The sequence below is a fragment of the Jiella pacifica genome (genome assembly GCF_010500815.1).
Lineage (GTDB): Bacteria > Pseudomonadota > Alphaproteobacteria > Rhizobiales > Rhizobiaceae > Jiella > Jiella pacifica.
This window is the reverse complement of sequence record NZ_JAAAMG010000011.1, coordinates 151,442-169,127: the sequence shown is the minus strand read 5'-3', so window position 1 is coordinate 169,127 and position 17,686 is coordinate 151,442. Positions and strand designations below refer to the sequence as shown.

14 protein-coding genes and 1 pseudogene are annotated in these 17,686 nt (G+C 63.8%); 4 read left to right on the top strand and 11 right to left on the bottom strand.

Translation table 11 applies throughout. The features are described from left to right. Positions 1–24: 24 nt before the first annotated feature. Complete coding sequence (locus GTK09_RS14830; protein WP_163463942.1) at positions 25–525, bottom strand: cupin domain-containing protein; 501 nt, start codon at positions 523–525, stop codon at positions 25–27. Positions 526–923: 398 nt separating this feature from the next. Between GTK09_RS14830 and GTK09_RS14825 the strand changes: the two genes are divergently transcribed. The 3 genes from GTK09_RS14825 to GTK09_RS14815 all read left to right on the top strand — a co-directional run bounded on the left by GTK09_RS14825 (position 924) and on the right by GTK09_RS14815 (position 1,842). Continuing rightward, positions 924–1,355, top strand: a complete 432-nt coding sequence (locus tag GTK09_RS14825) for a DUF1127 domain-containing protein (protein WP_163463941.1) — start codon at positions 924–926, stop codon at positions 1,353–1,355. A 182-nt stretch (positions 1,356–1,537) separates the two neighbouring features. After that, positions 1,538–1,681: a hypothetical protein gene (locus tag GTK09_RS14820; protein ID WP_163463940.1), complete on the top strand. Its 144-nt coding sequence runs from the start codon at positions 1,538–1,540 to the stop codon at positions 1,679–1,681. Then, complete coding sequence (locus GTK09_RS14815) at positions 1,678–1,842, top strand: SWF/SNF helicase family protein (RefSeq protein WP_163463939.1); 165 nt, start codon at positions 1,678–1,680, stop codon at positions 1,840–1,842. The genes GTK09_RS14820 and GTK09_RS14815 overlap by 4 nt, the downstream gene beginning before the upstream one ends. Positions 1,843–1,930: 88 nt before the next feature. Here the strand turns inward: GTK09_RS14815 and GTK09_RS14810 are convergent, their stop codons facing one another. The 8 genes from GTK09_RS14810 to GTK09_RS14775 all read right to left on the bottom strand — a co-directional run bounded on the left by GTK09_RS14810 (position 1,931) and on the right by GTK09_RS14775 (position 13,995). Continuing rightward, positions 1,931–2,383, bottom strand: coding sequence for a PTS sugar transporter subunit IIA (locus GTK09_RS14810; RefSeq protein ID WP_203561048.1), 453 nt, complete (start codon positions 2,381–2,383; stop codon positions 1,931–1,933). Positions 2,384–2,440: 57 nt separating this feature from the next. After that, complete coding sequence (locus GTK09_RS14805) at positions 2,441–3,133, bottom strand: response regulator transcription factor (protein ID WP_163463938.1); 693 nt, start codon at positions 3,131–3,133, stop codon at positions 2,441–2,443. Continuing rightward, positions 3,096–5,849: a DUF4118 domain-containing protein gene (locus GTK09_RS14800; RefSeq protein WP_163463937.1), complete on the bottom strand. Its 2,754-nt coding sequence runs from the start codon at positions 5,847–5,849 to the stop codon at positions 3,096–3,098. The genes GTK09_RS14805 and GTK09_RS14800 overlap by 38 nt, the downstream gene beginning before the upstream one ends. 226 nt (positions 5,850–6,075) lie before the next feature. Beyond that, entirely contained in the window at positions 6,076–6,645 is a 570-nt protein-coding gene (locus GTK09_RS14795; protein WP_163463936.1) for a potassium-transporting ATPase subunit C, read from the bottom strand. Positions 6,646–6,661: 16 nt separating this feature from the next. Further along, complete coding sequence (kdpA, locus tag GTK09_RS14790) at positions 6,662–8,344, bottom strand: potassium-transporting ATPase subunit KdpA (protein WP_163463935.1); 1,683 nt, start codon at positions 8,342–8,344, stop codon at positions 6,662–6,664. A gap of 126 nt (positions 8,345–8,470) precedes the next feature. Next, positions 8,471–10,543 (bottom strand): potassium-transporting ATPase subunit KdpB, encoded by a 2,073-nt coding sequence (gene kdpB / locus GTK09_RS14785; protein WP_163463934.1) that lies wholly within the window; start codon positions 10,541–10,543, stop codon positions 8,471–8,473. Positions 10,544–10,791: 248 nt separating this feature from the next. Then, positions 10,792–10,881, bottom strand: coding sequence for a K(+)-transporting ATPase subunit F (kdpF, locus tag GTK09_RS14780; protein WP_163463933.1), 90 nt, complete (start codon positions 10,879–10,881; stop codon positions 10,792–10,794). A gap of 507 nt (positions 10,882–11,388) precedes the next feature. Further along, on the bottom strand, positions 11,389–13,995 hold the full coding sequence (locus tag GTK09_RS14775; RefSeq protein WP_163463932.1) for a glycosyltransferase family 39 protein: 2,607 nt from the start codon (positions 13,993–13,995) through the stop codon (positions 11,389–11,391). A gap of 531 nt (positions 13,996–14,526) precedes the next feature. Here GTK09_RS14775 and GTK09_RS14770 point away from each other — a divergent pair. Continuing rightward, positions 14,527–15,669, top strand: a complete 1,143-nt coding sequence (locus GTK09_RS14770) for an amidohydrolase family protein (protein WP_163463931.1) — start codon at positions 14,527–14,529, stop codon at positions 15,667–15,669. Between the two features lie 614 nt (positions 15,670–16,283). Here the strand turns inward: GTK09_RS14770 and GTK09_RS28250 are convergent. Further along, positions 16,284–16,483: pseudogene (locus GTK09_RS28250) on the bottom strand (IS481 family transposase); the annotation flags it as partial. Positions 16,484–16,765: 282 nt separating this feature from the next. Then, positions 16,766–17,605, bottom strand: coding sequence for a MipA/OmpV family protein (locus GTK09_RS14760; RefSeq protein WP_163463930.1), 840 nt, complete (start codon positions 17,603–17,605; stop codon positions 16,766–16,768). Positions 17,606–17,686: the final 81 nt, after the last annotated feature.

Sequence of the window (17,686 nt, the reverse complement as noted above, 5' to 3'; positions counted from 1 at the left end):
AGCCCGCCCTGCGCTGAGGCTCCCCTACGGCCTCGCCCGAGGTGTCAAGACTGAATAGATGTTCTCGAAAGGCGGCGGGCCGAGAACCGTGGAGCCATCGCTTTCGTTCGACTCCAGCACGGCCGCCAGATCATTGCCCTGCAACGACCCGATGAGCCTGAACGTCCGCCCGAGATGGCCGGGCGAGAAGATGATCAGCACCCGAACCGGGCCGTCCGAGAGATTGCACCATGCGTGGGGCGTCCCCCTCGTCACCGTCACGGAATCTCCCGCCGACAATTCTGATATGTCGTCACCACGGACGAAATTAACGGTGCCTTCGAGAATGACGAAGTGTTCCTCCTCGTTCGCGTGGACATGCATGGGGACGCCGTTACGAGGTTCGGCGAGGATCTCGAGCATCGTGTAGATCCCCCGCGTCGCGGCGGCAGGGACGCGGATGATGAACCGCTCGCCGGGCGTGACCTCACGCCATTCAGGGCCGGCGTCCGGAGCGGCGGGCAGACGTTTCTCAGGGATGAGCATGCCAGTCTTTCTGTCTCGTGTCTGAATGACGCGAGACTTGAAAGAGCCGCGTTACATCTCCGCTTCGACGCACGCATTTGACGTTTCAATCGAAGCTCACTTCTTGCAGAGGGCGCGAGGCGGGGCGAACGGCAAGCCTCCGTCGCGTGCGAGTGCTGCGCCGGTCGCCGGCGCGGCGCAGAAGCGGATGTCGTCGTGGGGCGAGGGCGTGTCCGCGGCGGGGCCGGCCCTACCAGGACGCCGACGCTGGCGCCCGGGAATCCGGCGGCGGCCCTCCGCGACATCCGCATTGCGGTTGTAAACATCCCAGCCGGGTTCGAAACAGGAACGCAACGCGAGCCCCCGAAAACTCGGTCCGAAGCAACCCGTCCCGCAGCCGTTCGAAGGTTGTGCGGCGTTTGAAAGTCGAGGATCGGAAAGATGGACAAGGGGATTTCGTTCAAACGGTCTGGCGTGCCTGCAGCGGGCCGCGGTGGCGGGGCGCCGACACCGACGGCGCGAAGCGCCACCCGGTGGTGCGGCTGGGGCGGCACCTCGTGGCTTGGGCGTGGCGTTTCCTGAATGCGCACAGGGAGCGTCTGCGGATCCGCCGCGACGAGGAACGCTTGCGGCAGATGTCCGACCATGAGCTTCGCGACATCGGGTTGCATCACCTGCCGGGCGGCCATTTCGGCCGCATCCTGCCAGATCCTTGGACGAGACAGCCCTCCAGCCCGACGGATGATGGCAAACGCATGCTTTTTTCCAAATGTCCCGGGTCATTTGGAACGGCGCCTGCTGGCGTCGGTGCTGGGGTAGACGAGAAACGGGTTTCTCTTCGGCGGGAATGACGTTGCCAGAGCCGCGCTGCTCTGCCGAGTGATCGAAAGATGCCGACTTCGCCTATCGTCGCGCGAATGCAGCGACTGGCCGGTGCCATTCCGGGGCAATCCCTGCTGGCTCGATCTTTGCGGCTTGGCAGGCCGTCCACTCCCCGGTCTTTCTGGCCTGGATTCGCAAGACGCACATCGCCTTGCGACAGATCGAAGGTGCGTCCCATCGGCCCATTTTCGTCATCGGCCCGACGGCGTTGCCGCGCAACTGGATCGAGGAGACCGAGCGGCATCTCCAGGCGGGCGTGCTGGGCGAGACGACCGACGCCTTGGGTTCGGCTTGAAGCGGGAGCCGGGCATCATCAACGGCAAGGTACCGGGCGAGAAGCGGCTTGTCATCGTCGACGCCTTCCAGGCCGGTCCGCCCGGCTTCGATCTCCTGGTGCTGTCGCCGAAGGCCGCCGGCGTCGGCCTCACCATCACGGCGGCCGGTCTGGACGCATAGGGAAACATCGTCTTCCACGGCGCCTGTCATTTCCTTCCAATCCTCTTCGCCATCTGGGGGCTCGGGCTACCTTCATGACACGAACCGTCTACTCCCGAGAGACTGTCAGCGCCTCGTAGACTTGGTCGGGGTCGGAGGCCGATCGGACGCTCATGATGACATTCGGACAGCGCAACTGCCGCGCAGCGTTGGAGAGAAGTTGCAAGTGGGAGGAGTTGTTCGCCGGAGGCGTCAGGATCAGGCAAATGAGGTCGACTGGCCGGTCGTCGATGGCTTCGAATTCGATCGGCCTCACCAGACGCACGAGAAGCACGAAGGGGGCAACGACGCACCTCACCTGTGCATGGGGGAGCGCAATCCCCTCACCGATGCCGGTCGAACCCAACTCTTCCCGACAGGCGAGGGCGTTCAGAATCTCATCCTCACCAACATCCAGTGCCTTGGCTGTCGTCTGCGCCAGGAATTGCAGGAGTTTCGGCTTCGACGAGGCCGATACGCCAAGAAGCACATCGGTGCGCTTGATGACTTCAGAGATATGCATGCATCCACTCACGTCTTTTGCTATGGCGATTGAGGCTGCTGCACTCGGCAGGCACCCTCATTCGGCTTCGCGCAGCCGATAGCCGACCCCCGTTTCCGTGGTGATGTATTGCGGGTCGTTGGAGCCGAGCTCGAGCTTCTGGCGAAGCTGGCGCACGTAGACACGCAGATACTGCACGTCGGTCGAGCCGCCCCACACCTCCTTGAGCAGGTGCTGATGCGTAATGACCTTGCCGGCGTGCTGCACGAACACCCGCAGGATGTCGTATTCCTTGGGCGACAGCTTCACCTCCTTGCCGGCGACCTTGACGATGCGCTTCACGAGGTCGACGGACAGCGCGCCGGTCTGAAAGATCGGACGCTCGCCTTGCTGCTGGAGCCGGTGCCGCAGGGCGACGCGTATGCGCGCAACCAGTTCCTTCGTTCCGAACGGCTTGGTCACATAGTCGTCGGCGCCGAGTTCAAGGGCTTTCACGATACCGGCTTCGTCGGTTCGGCTCGACAGGATGATGATCGGCAACTCGATCAGGTCGTGACGCCATTTCGCCAGGAGATCGTGGCCCTGCATGTCGGGCAGCCCCAGGTCGAGAAGGATCAGGTCGGGCTTTTCGGCCTCGAGCCTGGCCATGGCGCCGGCAGCGTTGGTCGCATCCACGATGGCATAGCCTTCGGCGGTGAGCCCGACGCGCAGCAATTTCCGGATGGGGGGCTCGTCATCGACGACGAGGATTTTCACGCTCGGATTCGTCATCCATCTCTCCCATTCTCGGCAGATCGGCGGGGATCGGCATGCGGATCGTGAAGACTGCGCCGCTGCGATCGGTCCTGTTGCCGGCGATGATCGTTCCGCCCATCGCCTCGACGAACCCTTTGCAGATGGACAGGCCGAGGCCCGTTCCGGCGAGCACGTGGTCGCGTTTGCGAACGCGGTAGAAACTGTCGAAGATCTTGTCCAGATCGTCGGGCGGAATACCCGGGCCCTCGTCCAGGATCTGGATCATCGCCCAGCGGCCGTCCTCCCAGGCGCGTATGCGGATCGTGGTGTCCGGCGGCGCGTATTTCGACGCATTGTCGAGGAGATTGAACAACACCTGATCGAACAGGACGGGATCGACCCTGATCATCGGCAGGCTGGCCGGGATGTCGATGCGGGTCATGTGATGCGACAGGATCTTGTTCGCACGCCGCAGTGTGGATCCCACCATGTCGTCCAGATATTGCAGGGACGCATTCGGCTCCATGGCTCCCGTCTCGAGCCGCGACATGTCGAGGAGATTGACGATGAAGCGGTTCAGCCGTTCCGCTTCGTCCACGATGGTCGACAGCATGTCGGCTCGATCGGCCTGCGGCAGGGCCTGCGAATATTCCCGCAGCGTGCCCGCGGCGCCCATGATTGCCGCAAGCGGCGTCTTCAGATCGTGGGAGATCGACGCAAGCAGCGCCGAGCGCAGCTTGTCCGCCTCGGCCGCCAGCCGCGCCCTGTCCACATCGGCCACGAGCTGGATCCGCTCGATGGCGACGGCCGCCTGGTCCGCCAGGGCATCGAGCAATCTCTGCTGCTCCGGATTGAGCAGCGGCCCTTCCTTGTCGCTGTCGAGCCCGACGATGCCGACGGGGGTCTTGCCGGTTATGAGCGGCAGATAGAGGCGCCGGGCACCTGGAAGCGTGTCGGCGCCCCGGCCCGCGGGACGGTTGTGCTCCCAGGCCCAGCGGGCAGCGGCGATGTCGGCATCGACCAGGGTGTCGTCCGGGGGATAGCCCGCACGGACGGTTATGGTTTCCCCCTCGGGCAGAAGGATCACCACGCGCAGCTTCAGCATCGACGCCATCTGATGCGCAGAGGCCCACAGGACGTCGTCGAGCGTCCCGGCCCCAGCCAGCTTGCGGCTGAAGGAATAGAGGGACTCGGTCGTGCGGGCCCTCGCCTTGGCAGCGACCGTCTGCGCGCGCGCCCGGGCGGCGACGTTCGAGACGATGATGGCGACGATCGTGAAGAAGACGACGGACACGATCTCGCGCGGCCGCGAGATCAGGAAGGTATGATACGGGTCGGTGAAGAAGAAATTATAGCAGGCCGCCGATATGACGCTGGCATAGAGCGAGGGCAGGAGACCGAACCAGACGGCAACCGCCACGATCCCGGTCAGGAAGATCAACGCGATGTGCTCGACGCCGACCCACGGCCAGAGCAGCATGCCCGTCCCGATCGCGGCGGCGACGACGGCGGTCGACTTGGCAAAGGCAGCCCAGTCCGGGCGCCGACGCGGGGCGGCCGTCTCGACCGACGCTCTGGACGCCCTGACATCGGTGTGCTGGCTGCCCGCCACCACATGGACGCTGATGTCGCCCGCACTGCGAACGAGCTCATGCACCACCGACCCGTGCAGGATTTCGAACCATCGCGACCGGCTGCTCTTGCCGATGACGATGTGCGTGATGTTGTTTGCACGCGCATAAGCCACGACGTCGGCGGAAATCCTCCCGTCGCCGCCGGGAATGGTGACGGCCTCGCCTTCGAGGCTCTGAGCCAGCCGCAGCGCTTCGGCCACGCGGTCGCGCTCGTCCTCGCCAATGTCCTGTGCACGCCGCCCTTCGACATACAGCGCCAACCACGTGGCGTGCAGGCGATCGGCGAGGCGCTTGCCGTAGCGTACGAGCCCCGCCGACCGGGGATCTTCGCTGATGCAGACGAGAATGCGTTCGCCGGCTGGCCAAGGCCCCTCGATCGCGCTCTGGCGCATCTGGGTCAGCAATTGCTGGTCGACACGCTGAGCCGTCCTGCGCAACGCCAATTCGCGCAACGCGGTCAGGTTGCGGGGGGAGAAATAGTTCTCGATGGCGCGTTTGGCGGTCTTTGGGACATAGACCTTTCCTTCGTTCAGCCGCCGGATGAGATCGTCGGGGGTGATGTCGATGATTTCGACGTCGTCGGCTTTGTCGACGATGGAATCGGGAAGGGTCTCGCGGACGCGGATGCGCGTGATCTGGGTGACCACGTCGTTGAGGCTTTCCAGGTGCTGAATGTTGAGGGTGGTGTAGACGTCGATGCCTCGGTCGAGGAGTTCGAGGACATCGAAATATCGCTTGGGGTGTCGACTGCCGGGCGCATTGGTGTGCGCCAGCTCATCCACCAGAACCAGCGACGGCCGACGTTCCAGCACGGCATCAAGGTCCATTTCCTCGAGCACCCGGCCCTTGTATTCGATCCGGCTGCGTGGAACGATTTCGAGGCCCTGAACCAGCGCTTCGGTTTCCGCTCGACCATGGGTTTCCACGACGCCGATGACCACATCCTCGCCGTCGGACTTGCGGGCGCGCCCGGACATCAGCATCTCGTAGGTCTTGCCGACGCCGGGAGATGCGCCCAGGAAGATCTTCAGGCGACCGCGGGTCTCCTGCTGCGCCTTTTCCAGCAGAGCCTCGGGCGACGGCCGCTTCGTGTCGTAGGACATTTTATCCGAACTCATCGTCCGCTTCCGTGTGCAGCGGAAGGATCTTCCCGCCGAGACCGACCCATATAACGCATCGGGTCTTGCGCCGCCCGAGATCGGGCCCGCCGGCAGGAACGGGCCGGCACCGAGGTGCCTCGGAACCCCGCAGCAACAGGTTCCGAGGCAGGGATGGTCGTCAGGCCGACCTGACCACGGCAGACGCGTGGTCCCGCCGGAGCGACGAAGGCGAGCGCCGTCCGCCCTATCCCACCTGCGCCCGGCTCATCTCGTCGAGCGCCAGATTGAGTTCCAGGACGTTGACGATCCGGTCCCCGGTGAGGAAGCCGCCCGGCGAGACGGCGGCGTTGCGGATCAGGCCTTCGACCCGAGCCAGGTCCAGACCCCGCGCCTCGGCAACCCGGGCCGCCTGATAGAGCGCCCCCGCCTCTGAGATATGCGGGTCGAGGCCGGCGCCCGAGGCTGCCGCCAGATCGGCCGGAAGCGGGTTCTGCGGCGCCGCGCCGTAGCGCTCCACCAGTTCCTGCCCCCTGTCTGTCAGGTCGGTGCTGGTCGGAGACTTGTTGCTGCCGCCGGCGGCAGTGGCGTTGTAGTCCACCGCCGAAGGGCGCGGCCAGAAATAGCCCGGCTGCGTGAAGGCTTGTGCCACCTGGCGACTGCCGATGATCGTGCCGTCCGCACGCGTGATCAGCGAGCCGTTCGCGCCGTCCGGGGCCACCGCCTGGGCCACGGCCCAGACCGCGGTGGCGTAGCCGGCGACACAGATCAGCATGGTCGCCGCGGCAATGCGGATGCTTGCTAGAAGAGCCTGCATGGTCGTGTTCTCCAGCTCAGTTCATGTAGATGACGTGTTCGGCGATCGGCCCCAGCGTTGCCGCCGGGAAGAAGGTGAGCGCGCCGACGACGACGATGGTGGCAGCGAGCATCGTGGCGAACACACCGCCCTCGACGCTGAGCGTGCCGCTCGATTCCGCGCTGCGGCGCTTGGCCGACAGCGAGCCGACGATGGCCAGCGGCAGGATGATCGGGATGAAGCGGGCGAGCAACATCACGATGCCGGTGGCAAGGTTCCACGGCCCCGTGTTGTCGCCCAGTCCCTCGAAACCCGAGCCGTTGTTCGCACTGGCAGACGTGAACTCGTAGAGGATTTCACTGAAGCCATGCGGCCCGACATTGTTGAGCGTCTCCGCTCCCCATGGCGTCGCCGAGAAGAGCGCGGTGCCTCCCAGGATGAACAGGCCGTGGGCGAGCAGTGCGAACAGCGCGAACTTGACCTCTCGCGCCTCGACGCGCCAGCCGAGATATTCCGGCGTGCGGCCGATCATCATGCCGGCGATGAAGACGCCGACGACGATGTAGAGGAACATGTTGACCATGCCGACGCCGACGCCGCCGAAGGTGGCGTTGAGCCACATGCCGATCATCGGCATCAGCCCGGTCATCGGGTTGAGGCTGTCATGCATGGCGCCGACGGAGCCGTTCGAGGTCGAGCTGGTCAGCACCGACCAGAGCGGGCCGCCCGTCGGGCCGAAGCGCAGTTCCTTGCCCTCGAGATTGCCGACCGTCTGCTCGATTGGCAGGTTGGCGAAGGCCTGGGTGGGCGCGGCCTCGAACCAGACGGCACCGGTGGTCTTGACCAGCAGGAAGGCCAGCATCACCGCGAAGATCACGCCGGCATGACGCATGCGGCCGATGATCCGGCCGAACATCCAGACGCAGGCCATCGGAATGATGATGATCGCGACCATTTCGAGGATGTTGGTCCAGAAGCCGGGATTCTCCAGCGGATGCGTCGAGTTGGGGCCGAAGAAGCCGCCGCCGTTGGTGCCGAGCTGCTTGATCGCGACGAAGGCCGCGACCGGGCCGCGTGCGATGGTCTGCTGCACGCCTTCCAGGGTCGTCGCGACGGCGGCGCCGTCGAAGGTCATCGGCACCCCACCGACGACCAGCAGGATCGCCACGACGAAGGCCAGCGGCAGCAGCACGAGGAACGAAGCACGCTGCACGTCGAGGAAGAAGTTGCCGAGGGGCCGGCCCGCCAGCCCGCGGGCGAGCGCGGCGAGCGCGGCGATGCCGGTGGCGGCCGAGACGAACTGCAGCCACATCAGGCCGCCGAGCTGCGACAGGTAGCTCAGCGACACCTCGCCGGAATAATGCTGCAGGTTGGTGTTGGTCGTGAACGAAGCCGCCGTGTTGAAGATCAGGCTGGCTTCGAGCCCTTCCTTGCCGTCCGGATTGAGCGGCAGATACTGCTGCAGGGCGAGGAAGCCGTAGACGACAACGAACATGACGACGTTGAAGGCCAGCATGGCGACCATGTAGCGCTTCCAAGTCTGGTCCTGGGCGGTCAGGGGACCGCCGACGGCCCGGAACGCGCGGTCCTTCCATCCGGCCGGGCCGGACGAAGGGTCGCCGGGATCCATGGCCCATTTCATGTAACGGCCGAGCGGCCAGGAGATGAGCGCCGTGCCTCCAACGACGAGGACGACGAAGAGAATGGATTGTATCAGCATCGAAAATGTCTCCGACATCGCTGGAAAGTCAGGCCCGGTCGACGGCGTTGGTCATCACCAAGAGGAGACCAAAGACGGCCAGGCCGAGAAGAAGATAAAGAACGGTCATGATGGGGATTCCCTGGGTCAGGCGAGGCCGACGGCGGTGATCGCGAGGTCGATCGCCTTGATGCCGATGAAGGGCGCGATCAGGCCGCCGAGCCCGTAGATGAAGAGGTTGCGGCGCAGCAGCCGGTCGGCGCCGATCGCCTTGTAGGCGACGCCTTTCAGCGACAGCGGGATCAGCGCGATGATGATCAGCGCGTTGAAGATGATCGCCGACAGAATGGCGCTCTGCGGCGTCTCCAGCCCCATGACGTTGAGCGCGCTCAGTTGCGGGTAGAGGACGATGAACATCGCCGGAACGATGGCGAAATACTTCGCCACGTCGTTGGCGATCGAGAAGGTGGTCAGCGCCCCGCGGGTCATCAGCAGCTGCTTGCCGATCTCGACGATTTCGATGAGCTTGGTCGGATCGGAATCCAGGTCGACCATGTTGCCGGCCTCGCGGGCGGCGACCGTGCCGGTATTCATCGCGACGCCGACGTCGGCCTGGGCAAGCGCCGGAGCATCGTTCGTGCCGTCGCCGCACATGGCGACGAGCTTGCCCTTGGCCTGCTCTTCGCGGATCAGCGTCAGCTTGTTCTCCGGCGTCGCCTCGGCGAGGAAGTCGTCGACGCCGGCTTCCGCCGCGATCGCCGCTGCCGTCATCGGATTGTCGCCGGTGATCATCACCGTGCGGATACCCATGCGGCGAAGTTCGGCGAAGCGCTCGCGGATGCCGCCCTTGACGATGTCCTTGAGATGCACGACGCCGAGCAGCCGGCCGTCCTTGACGACGGCCAGCGGCGTGCCGCCGGTGGTCGCGATGTCGTTGGCGATGGTTTCCAGCTCTCGCTTGCTCTCGGCGCTGGCGCGCGTGGCCCCGTTCGCGGCCGATGCCTGCTCGATCTGCCTGAGGACCGCATCCACCGCGCCCTTGCGGATCGACGAGCCTTCGAGATCGACGCCGCTCATGCGGCTCTGCGCGGTGAACGGCACGAAGGTGGCGTGAAGCGACTGCATGTCCCGGCCGCGGATGCCGTACTTGTCCTTGGCGAGCACGACGATGGAGCGACCCTCGGGGGTCTCGTCGGCGAGCGAGGCCAGTTGCGCTGCGTCGGCCAGTTCCTGTTCGCTGACGCCCTTGACGGGGCGAAACTCGGTCGCCTGGCGATTGCCGAGGGTGATCGTCCCGGTCTTGTCGAGCAGCAGCGTGTCGACGTCGCCCGCCGCCTCCACGGCACGGCCGGACATGGCCAGCACGTTGAAACGCACGAGGCGGTCCATGCCGGCGATGCCGATCGCCGACAGCAGCGCGCCGATGGTGGTCGGGATGAGCGTCACGAACAACGCCACGAGCACGATGACCGGGATGGCCCCGCCGGCATAGGCGGCGAAGGCGGGGATGGTCGCGGTGGCGAGCACGAAGATCAGCGTGAGGCCAGCCAGAAGCACGTTGAGCGCGATCTCGTTCGGCGTCTTCTGGCGCTCGGCACCCTCGACGAGGGCGATCATCCGGTCGATGAAGGTGGAACCGGCCTCCGCCGTGATCCGGACCTTGATCCAGTCGGACAGGACCTGCGTGCCGCCGGTGACCGCCGAGCGGTCGCCGCCCGACTCGCGGATCACCGGCGCGGATTCGCCGGTGATCGCCGCCTCGTTGACCGACGCGATACCCTCGATGATCTCGCCGTCGGAGGGGATGATGTCGCCGGCCTCGACCAGGACGATGTCGCCGGCCTTCAGGCTCGTCCCGGGCACGAGCTTGACCTCGCGCGTCTCGGCATTGGCCAGCCGCTTGGCCTGCGTCTCGGTCCGCGAGCGGCGAAGCGAGTCGGCCTGGGCCTTGCCGCGTCCTTCCGCAACGGCTTCCGCGAAATTCGCGAACAGCAGCGTGAACCAGAGCCACAGGACGATCTGGAAGGAGAAGCCGAGATCCGCCGCGCCGACGGCGAGGTCCCTGACGAACAGCAGCGTCGTAAGAACCGAGACGGCGCCGACGACGAACATCACCGGGTTCTTCGCCAATGTCCGGGGATCGAGTTTCGTGAATGCTCCCCCGAGCGCGGGGACGAGAATGCGGGTATCGAGGATAATCGCAGATTTAGACTGGCTCATGCGTGACTCCAGCGAGTGGTTATCGATGACGGAGCGCCGATTCGGCCCTGCCCGAAAAGCTGCGTCAGAAGCCGCGCGGACAGCAGGGCGAGCAGCATCACGGCGGCCATGGCGAGGACGATGTCCGACGCTCGGAGCGGTTTGCGCCCATCGAGGATCTGGGACCGTGGATTGAGGGATTTGCGGAAACGGCGAAGCCATTCGCCTATGGTCCGTGCCGCCATGGCCTGGACGTCGCTTCCGGAAGCTCAGAAGCGCTCTGGCCGAAGCAGGGCATAGACCAGATAGAACGTCACGAGCGCCGTCACTGCGCCGGCCAGCACATAATCGATGGTCATCGTCTCATCTCTGTTTCGACGGAAGGCGCCAAGGCAGGCGCCGTCCTTGCTGCACTGACGATCAGCCGACCGATGGGACTCACGTCGGCCGCCTTCGCATCGCCCAGGTGCGGTCGCCCGGTGGCCGATGCTCCGGGCTATATGGAGGCAACCTGCATAGGGTTTCGCGAGGAGCCGAAGTGCAAAGATATAAAAAACTCATAGGGATTCGGCCGGCCCGCCGGGCCCGTCTCGTCAGACCGCTGCCCGTAATTTGCCCGCGCCCCGCTGGCCGCCTGGCCGCGGGAAGCGGCCAGGATCAGGATCTCGAGCGCGAAGAGAACAGCGCCGAAGGCATGGAAGATCCGTGCTGCATTGGTCTTGCGCGACCGTCCTGAGTGTCGCCGGGGCACCATCTGGCGAACCCCTCGCGTCCCTACTGGCGGGGCCAGGCGACAGCAGCGTGCAGGCACGAGACAAGGAGACCCGGCGGCATGAGCCGATGAGCCGATGAGCCGGGAGCGGGCGTCAATCGGGATGCCGGAACCCGTAGCCGATCCTGTAAAAGAAGCGTCCCACAACGGCGCCATTCTTTCGCACCGCCTGCCGCACGACCGGGCCGATGGTCTCGAACCATGCGTCCAATCGGTCATCGGAAACCTGGGCTTTCTCCAGGCCGATCATGATCACGTCCCGTCCGTCGGAGGAGCGGTCGGAGAACCAGGTGCCGAACATGAGGCCGTTGCGGCCGAAAAGGTTCTCACTTGTGACGTTTTCCAACGCGGTCGGCCCTGTGCCGTAAAAGCCGAGCTCGCTCGCGATGTTGTAGGGGTCCATGCCGACAAGCAGCGGCGGTTGACCGGTTTCGAATTCCACGCTCGCTTTGATCCGCTCCGCTTCCGCGCCGAACTCTTCCCAGGCCACCGGCAAGTCGCGCAGCTCGCCGGCATGGCCGATAAAGGGCAGGCCCAGAGCGACGTAGTGAAACAGCAGCGCGAGCGCCACGACGCTGACCGCCGTGGTGATCTGCAGGGAACCCATGAAGCGGGGTCTGTCGCCCTTCTTGATCGCTTTGACGACCACATTGGCCATGGCAGGCACCAATGCCAGCCAGACCGGCCCTGTCCAGTTGAGCTTGACCGAGTGGAACAGGCTGTAGAAGACGAAAACCGAAAGCGGCACCAACGTGAAGACGATGACGAACATGCCGGCTTCCCGCAGAAAAGTCCTCGCCGGGAACCTGACCATCCGGCTGGCGGCATGTCCGGCAAGGGAAATCCCGATCGGGCCCAGCAGCGCCGCTATGCACAGCACCAAAGCGGGCGTCGAAAATTTCAGGTCGTCCTGCAACCATCGCCTGCTTCCCTGGAAGTGAAAGGAAGCCCAGTCGTTGTTCGCGTTCCATGCAATCACCGGGGTGAACACGAGCGCCACCACGCCCGCGCAGAGATACGGCCATCTTGTGAGGAGCCACCGTCGAGACTGCGGATCGACGAGCAGATAGACCAGCGTCGCAGGGCCCAGCAATGCAATCGTGTATTTCGACAGCATTCCCAGTCCGACGCACAGTCCGGCGCCAAGCCAGGCCTTGGGATGTTTCGCCCGCAACGCACGCTCCAGGAAATACAATGCTCCCGCCCAGGCGGCCGTAAGCGGTGCATCAGGCGTGGCGAGGATTCCGATGAGGAAATGGAACGGGAAGACCGAAACCAGCATCAGGGCCAGAAACGCGGCAGTCTGTCCGAAGAGATTCTTCGTCAGCCGAAACGTGAAACAGGCGGTCGTCAGCCAGGCGAGGGCTGCCACGATGCGAACGCCGAATTCATTATCGCCGAAAACGGAGGTTCCCAGCCATATCAGCCACGCGACCATCGGCGGATGGTCGAGGTAGCCCAATGCGGGATGCTGGGCGTAGTTCCAGTAGTAAGCCTCCTGAGGAATGAGGTCGATGCTGCCCTGATAGACGACCCTGAGGGCCAGGGCGTAGACGGCGATGGCGAGAGCCGCCAGTCTCCATCGGGCCGCTGAAGACAGGAACCGGTCATCTCTGAACACATAGAACTCGTTGCCGATGTAGCTGACGACCCCGCCGCCCGCGATGCCCGCAATCACCACGGCGAAGAAGGGAAAACCGAGATCGGTCGCCGCCGCGATGAAGCCGCCGCGCAAGGCAATGGCCATGGCCGACACGAGAACGAACCGCGCGAACTGCGATCTCGCCCGAGGACGACCGTGGAACGACCATTTCAAGTGGCCGATATAGTTGAACGCGGCCGAGAGGCAGAAGCCGGAGACATGAGCGACGGCGATGCTGGTGCCGAGAGACTGCAGAACCGTGACCACGAGAAAGTCCAGGAGGAACCCGGCCATGCCGACCAGCGCAAAGCGATGCATGGCGACCGCTGAATTGCTGCCTCTGGAAAACCGCAGCAGCTGGTTGAGGTAGGCGATCGTCTGACTGGCGCCGATTTTCGACGTTCCATGAACCCTGTCGGAAAACGAGATCGGGACCTCGCATACCCTGACGCCGTCGCCGCCGGCGACGATCGCCTCCAGTGCGATCTTAAATCCTTCCGCATCCGCGCCCGCAGCCAGGAGACGTGTCCGTCGTATGGCGAAAAAGCCCGACAGCGGATCCTGGATGTCGGTAAAGGGCGCCGCGAGCGCAGCGCCGAGGCGCGAAAGCGCCTGGCGCGTGAAGGGCCAGTCGACCGTCGCACCACCGGCGACGTACCGGCTGCCGATCGCTATGTCGTATTCGCCTGAAGCTACGGCGTCCACGAGGGAAGTAATCGCTGAAGCCGGATGGCTTCCATCCGCATCGAGCACAACGACAATCGGAAATCTGGCACTCAACGCCGCGGCGCGGACATCTTTCGCCAACCCGCCGCCGCCAATGTTTCCAAGGAGGCGAACGGGTCGATGCTTCTCCCAGCAGGCCACCCTTTCCCGCGTACCATCGGTCGACCCACCATCTGTGACGATGATTTCAAACTCGAAGCGTTCGCCGATGTTCTCGATGATGGCCTGCAAGGTCCAGTCGATGTTCTCCACCTCGTTCAATGTAGGGACGATGATCGAGACGGATGGCTGGTGGGTCTCAACGTCAAGCGACAGTCTCGGATAAGAATACATGCAAGACTCCAGGCGGAATTGGCCGGCGCGCGATCGGTGATCGGGGTGCGCTGCCGCCTGGAGCTAGCCGGCTTCCCAGCCGGAGGGTGTTAAGTGTTGTTAAGTTTAAATCGGGATATTCGGCCAGCGAGATAAGCTGATTTTCTGCCTGACGGCGGCGCGGATCGCCGCGGATCAGGAGAGAGTATCCCCGGTCGCTTTGCTCCGCCCGCATGCGAAGAAACAATTCTCAACAATAGAAAACACAAGCCAACGACAGAATCCGAATTAGTGCCGCCAGATCCAACCTCGGAGGGAACTGGCTGTGAATGACCTGACACTGACCATGCGCTTGCGATGCCGGGCGCATCGGCTTCACGGCGCGCCCTGCGTCCGCAGCGATCTGCTGGATAATCACCAGGCTCATTGATCTGTCGCCAGACCTCCGGGACGCAGCAGGATCCATCTCGGCTTCTAGGGGCCGAGTTGCAGTCTTCGCCAAGCGAAAGCCGCGCCCATACGTCACGAAAAGAATATTGGAGCAAACCTCAGATGAAACTGATCGGAAAACCTGTGAACAGCCTGGCGATGGGACGCCGTAGCTTTCTGCGTGGCGCGGCTGCACTGGGTGTTGGTGCCGGATTGTCCGCGCCTGCCATTGTCTCACGTGCCGCCGCGGCAGAGACTGCGGACATCGCGTTGCGAGACCAGGACCTGGCATTTATCGCGACGGAAGAGACCTATACCACCGACGAACTGATGGCGCTGAACACCATCAACGATGATCACAGGGAGTATCTCGAGGGGACTGGTCTTGCCGAGATCGGCCCGCGCCGCATCGCTGCGATGAATGCGGCGGGGATCAACGTTCAAATCCTCTCCGCACATACGCCAGGCGTGCAGGATCTTCCCGGTCAGGAAGGCATCGACTTTGCCGTTCGTCTCAACAAGATGATTGCCGATGGCCCGATGGCTGCCTATCCGGGGCGGTTCCAGGCCTATGCGACCTTGCCGCTGCAGGATCCGGAGGCATCGGCAGAAGAGCTGGAACGCGCGGTTCGGGAAGATGGCTTCGTGGGAGCCATGACCAACGGGTTTGTCGGCAGCAAATTTCTCGACCACCCCGACTTCGAGCCCGTTCTGGCGCGCGCCGAGGCACTCGGTGTGCCGATCTATCTGCATCCAGGCTTCCCGCCTCAAGAAGTCTTCGACATTTACTACCGCATCAATCGGCCAGAATATAACGAAGAGTACCAGGACTACATTTTCAGCGGTTCAGGATATGGCTGGCACCAGGAAGTCCTGACTCAATGCCTCCGACTGATCATGACGGGGGCGTTCGATCGATTCCCCAAACTGCAGATGATAGTCGGCCACATGGGCGAGGGCCTCCCGTTTTACTATCAGCGTATCGTTGGAGACATGGGTGATGTAACCGAAGATTCGTTGAATAAGCCCATCGGTCAATACTTCAGTGACAATTTCTGGTACACGACCAGCGCCTTCTTTCAGGATGAGCTCCTCCATCTTCTGCTGAGATATATCAGCGTCGATCGGGTGATGTTTGCAATCGACTACCCGTTCGCAGACATGAAGGCCGGAACCGACTGGTTTCGGGCCGTCGATCTGCCACGCGAGGCCAAGGAAAAGATCGCGTACCGAAATGCGGAAAAACTGTTCGGCATAAAGGTCTGACGCATCCGCGCCGGATCTAAGGATCCGGCGCGTTCTCGTTCAGCGGTGGGCACAGACGGAGATCAGTTTGGCTGTATCGTGATGGTGCAGCCAAAGGATGCCGGATCGAGCCCCGGTGCCTTTTTGCCGATCGGGCTCGGCCGCTGACGTGGAGGGAAGGTCGCCGGACTACGCTCCGCCTCATGCCGCGTTCCAGGTGTTTGGTCCGCGGATGTGGGGGCGTGGATCGAGCGTGGATCGTCCTGGCTCTGAAGTCCATCATCTGCAGCTGAATTCGTAGCGCCTCAAGGCCCTTCAGGGTCTTGAGGCGCTACGAGTTTCTGAGCGACGACGACGCTTCGCGTCGGGCTCGGACGCGACCGTGGCCGTCATCGTGGAAGCGCCTGACGGCCGCCTCCTCGATCACACGGTTCCATTCGCTCGACCTGCCCATCGGCTCCCGGGATGCTTTGGCTTTGTCAGCCTGTGGTCGATGCCACTGCTGTCCGGTTGATGTATGTAAATGATTAAAATCACTGAGGTCGGCAACCCCAAGTCCCCTCTGCCAATTCGTCCGAATTTTGACAGTGAATTCAAAGCGTTGAGATCGTCAACGCAGTTCCTCGACCGGACAGCAGTGGGTCGATGCCATGAATATGGTGAAGCAACGAGCGGGTCCGGCGGGGATCGTCGCCTGCAGGGCGTAGAGGCAGTCGTCGAGCGGCAACACTGTGTGCGTGCGGGCGGCGACGATGATCGTCTCTTCCTCCGGTGCGAGAACGCTGGAGCTCGGTGCCTTCCGCCTGGTCGGAAGGTCAGCGACCGGGGACTGTCGGAAGCGTGTGTGCGGGCGGACGTCGAACATTCTCGAGCCAGGTCGTCGCCGGGATCAGCCGGCGGCCACGCTCGAGCGCCACGACGGAACCGTGGCCTCGCGCGACCTTCGCCTCGCGCGGCGAGGGCGTGTCGACCATTCCGCAATCCCAGCGCGGCTCGGCACGGCTCGCCGAAATCCGCGCGTTTCCGTGCGCCCGGAAATCTTCTTTGGTCCCATCGCCGACTCTTTTTCTGGACATCGTCGCCGGATACCGGTGACGCCATGGCGACGGCCCTATCCCTAGAACAAGTCAAGCGTGAAGCGCTTCGAGATGCCCAGCCCGAAGGTGAACTGGTTTTCGTCGCCGGCCTTCACGATCGGGGAGTCCGCAGCATCGCCGACCAGCCGGCTGTAGGAGGCATCGGCGTTGAGGAACCAGTCCTGCCGGAACTCGTAGCGGGCGGAGCCCGACACGCCGACGCTCTTCAGGCCGCCCTTCGGATCGTAGGCGTCGAGACGAAAGCCGGTATTCGCCGATTCCGCAGCGGTAACGCCGAAATAGGTCTCGGTGTAACCCTCAGAAGCCAGGGTCGCGAAGGGACCGGCCTTCAGCACGAGCTGCGGCGTCGGCCGATAGATGGCATTGGCACCAACCTCTCCGACCACGCCTTCGGCGCCGCCGAAGGCATAGCGCGCCTCGCCGTAGATCTCCGCGAACTCCCATTCGTAACCGACGCTGATGCCGACCTCATAGGTCGCGTCGATATCGTTGAGGCCGCGGAGAGCGTCGAAGTCATCGGCTTTCCGCTCGCCCTTGTACTCGAAGGCGGGGCCGATCGAGAGGCCGCCCTCTTCAGGGCCGGTGTCGCCGATATCGAACAGGCCTGGAATCCGAAGGTAGCCGAAGCCCACGATCGGCGATGGCGAGATGGAATATTTGTCGGAGCCCTCGTATTCCGGCGAGACATCCCCGCCGATGCCGAGCTCGATGATCAGGTCGACACCGGACGCAACTGACGGCGCTTCCACAACCGGTGCTTCTGGAATCATCGGGTCGTACTCCCCCGGATCTGCCGCCAGGGCAGCGGCGGAGACGGAGACGAGCGCGGTCGTGGCGAGCAGGCACAGACGGAAGTTCATATTTCAGCCCCTTGGAAGTGGAGATTGGTCGAAACCGGTGGTGGGTTGCGGAAGTCGCTGCCGGCAGGATCACGCGCCGGC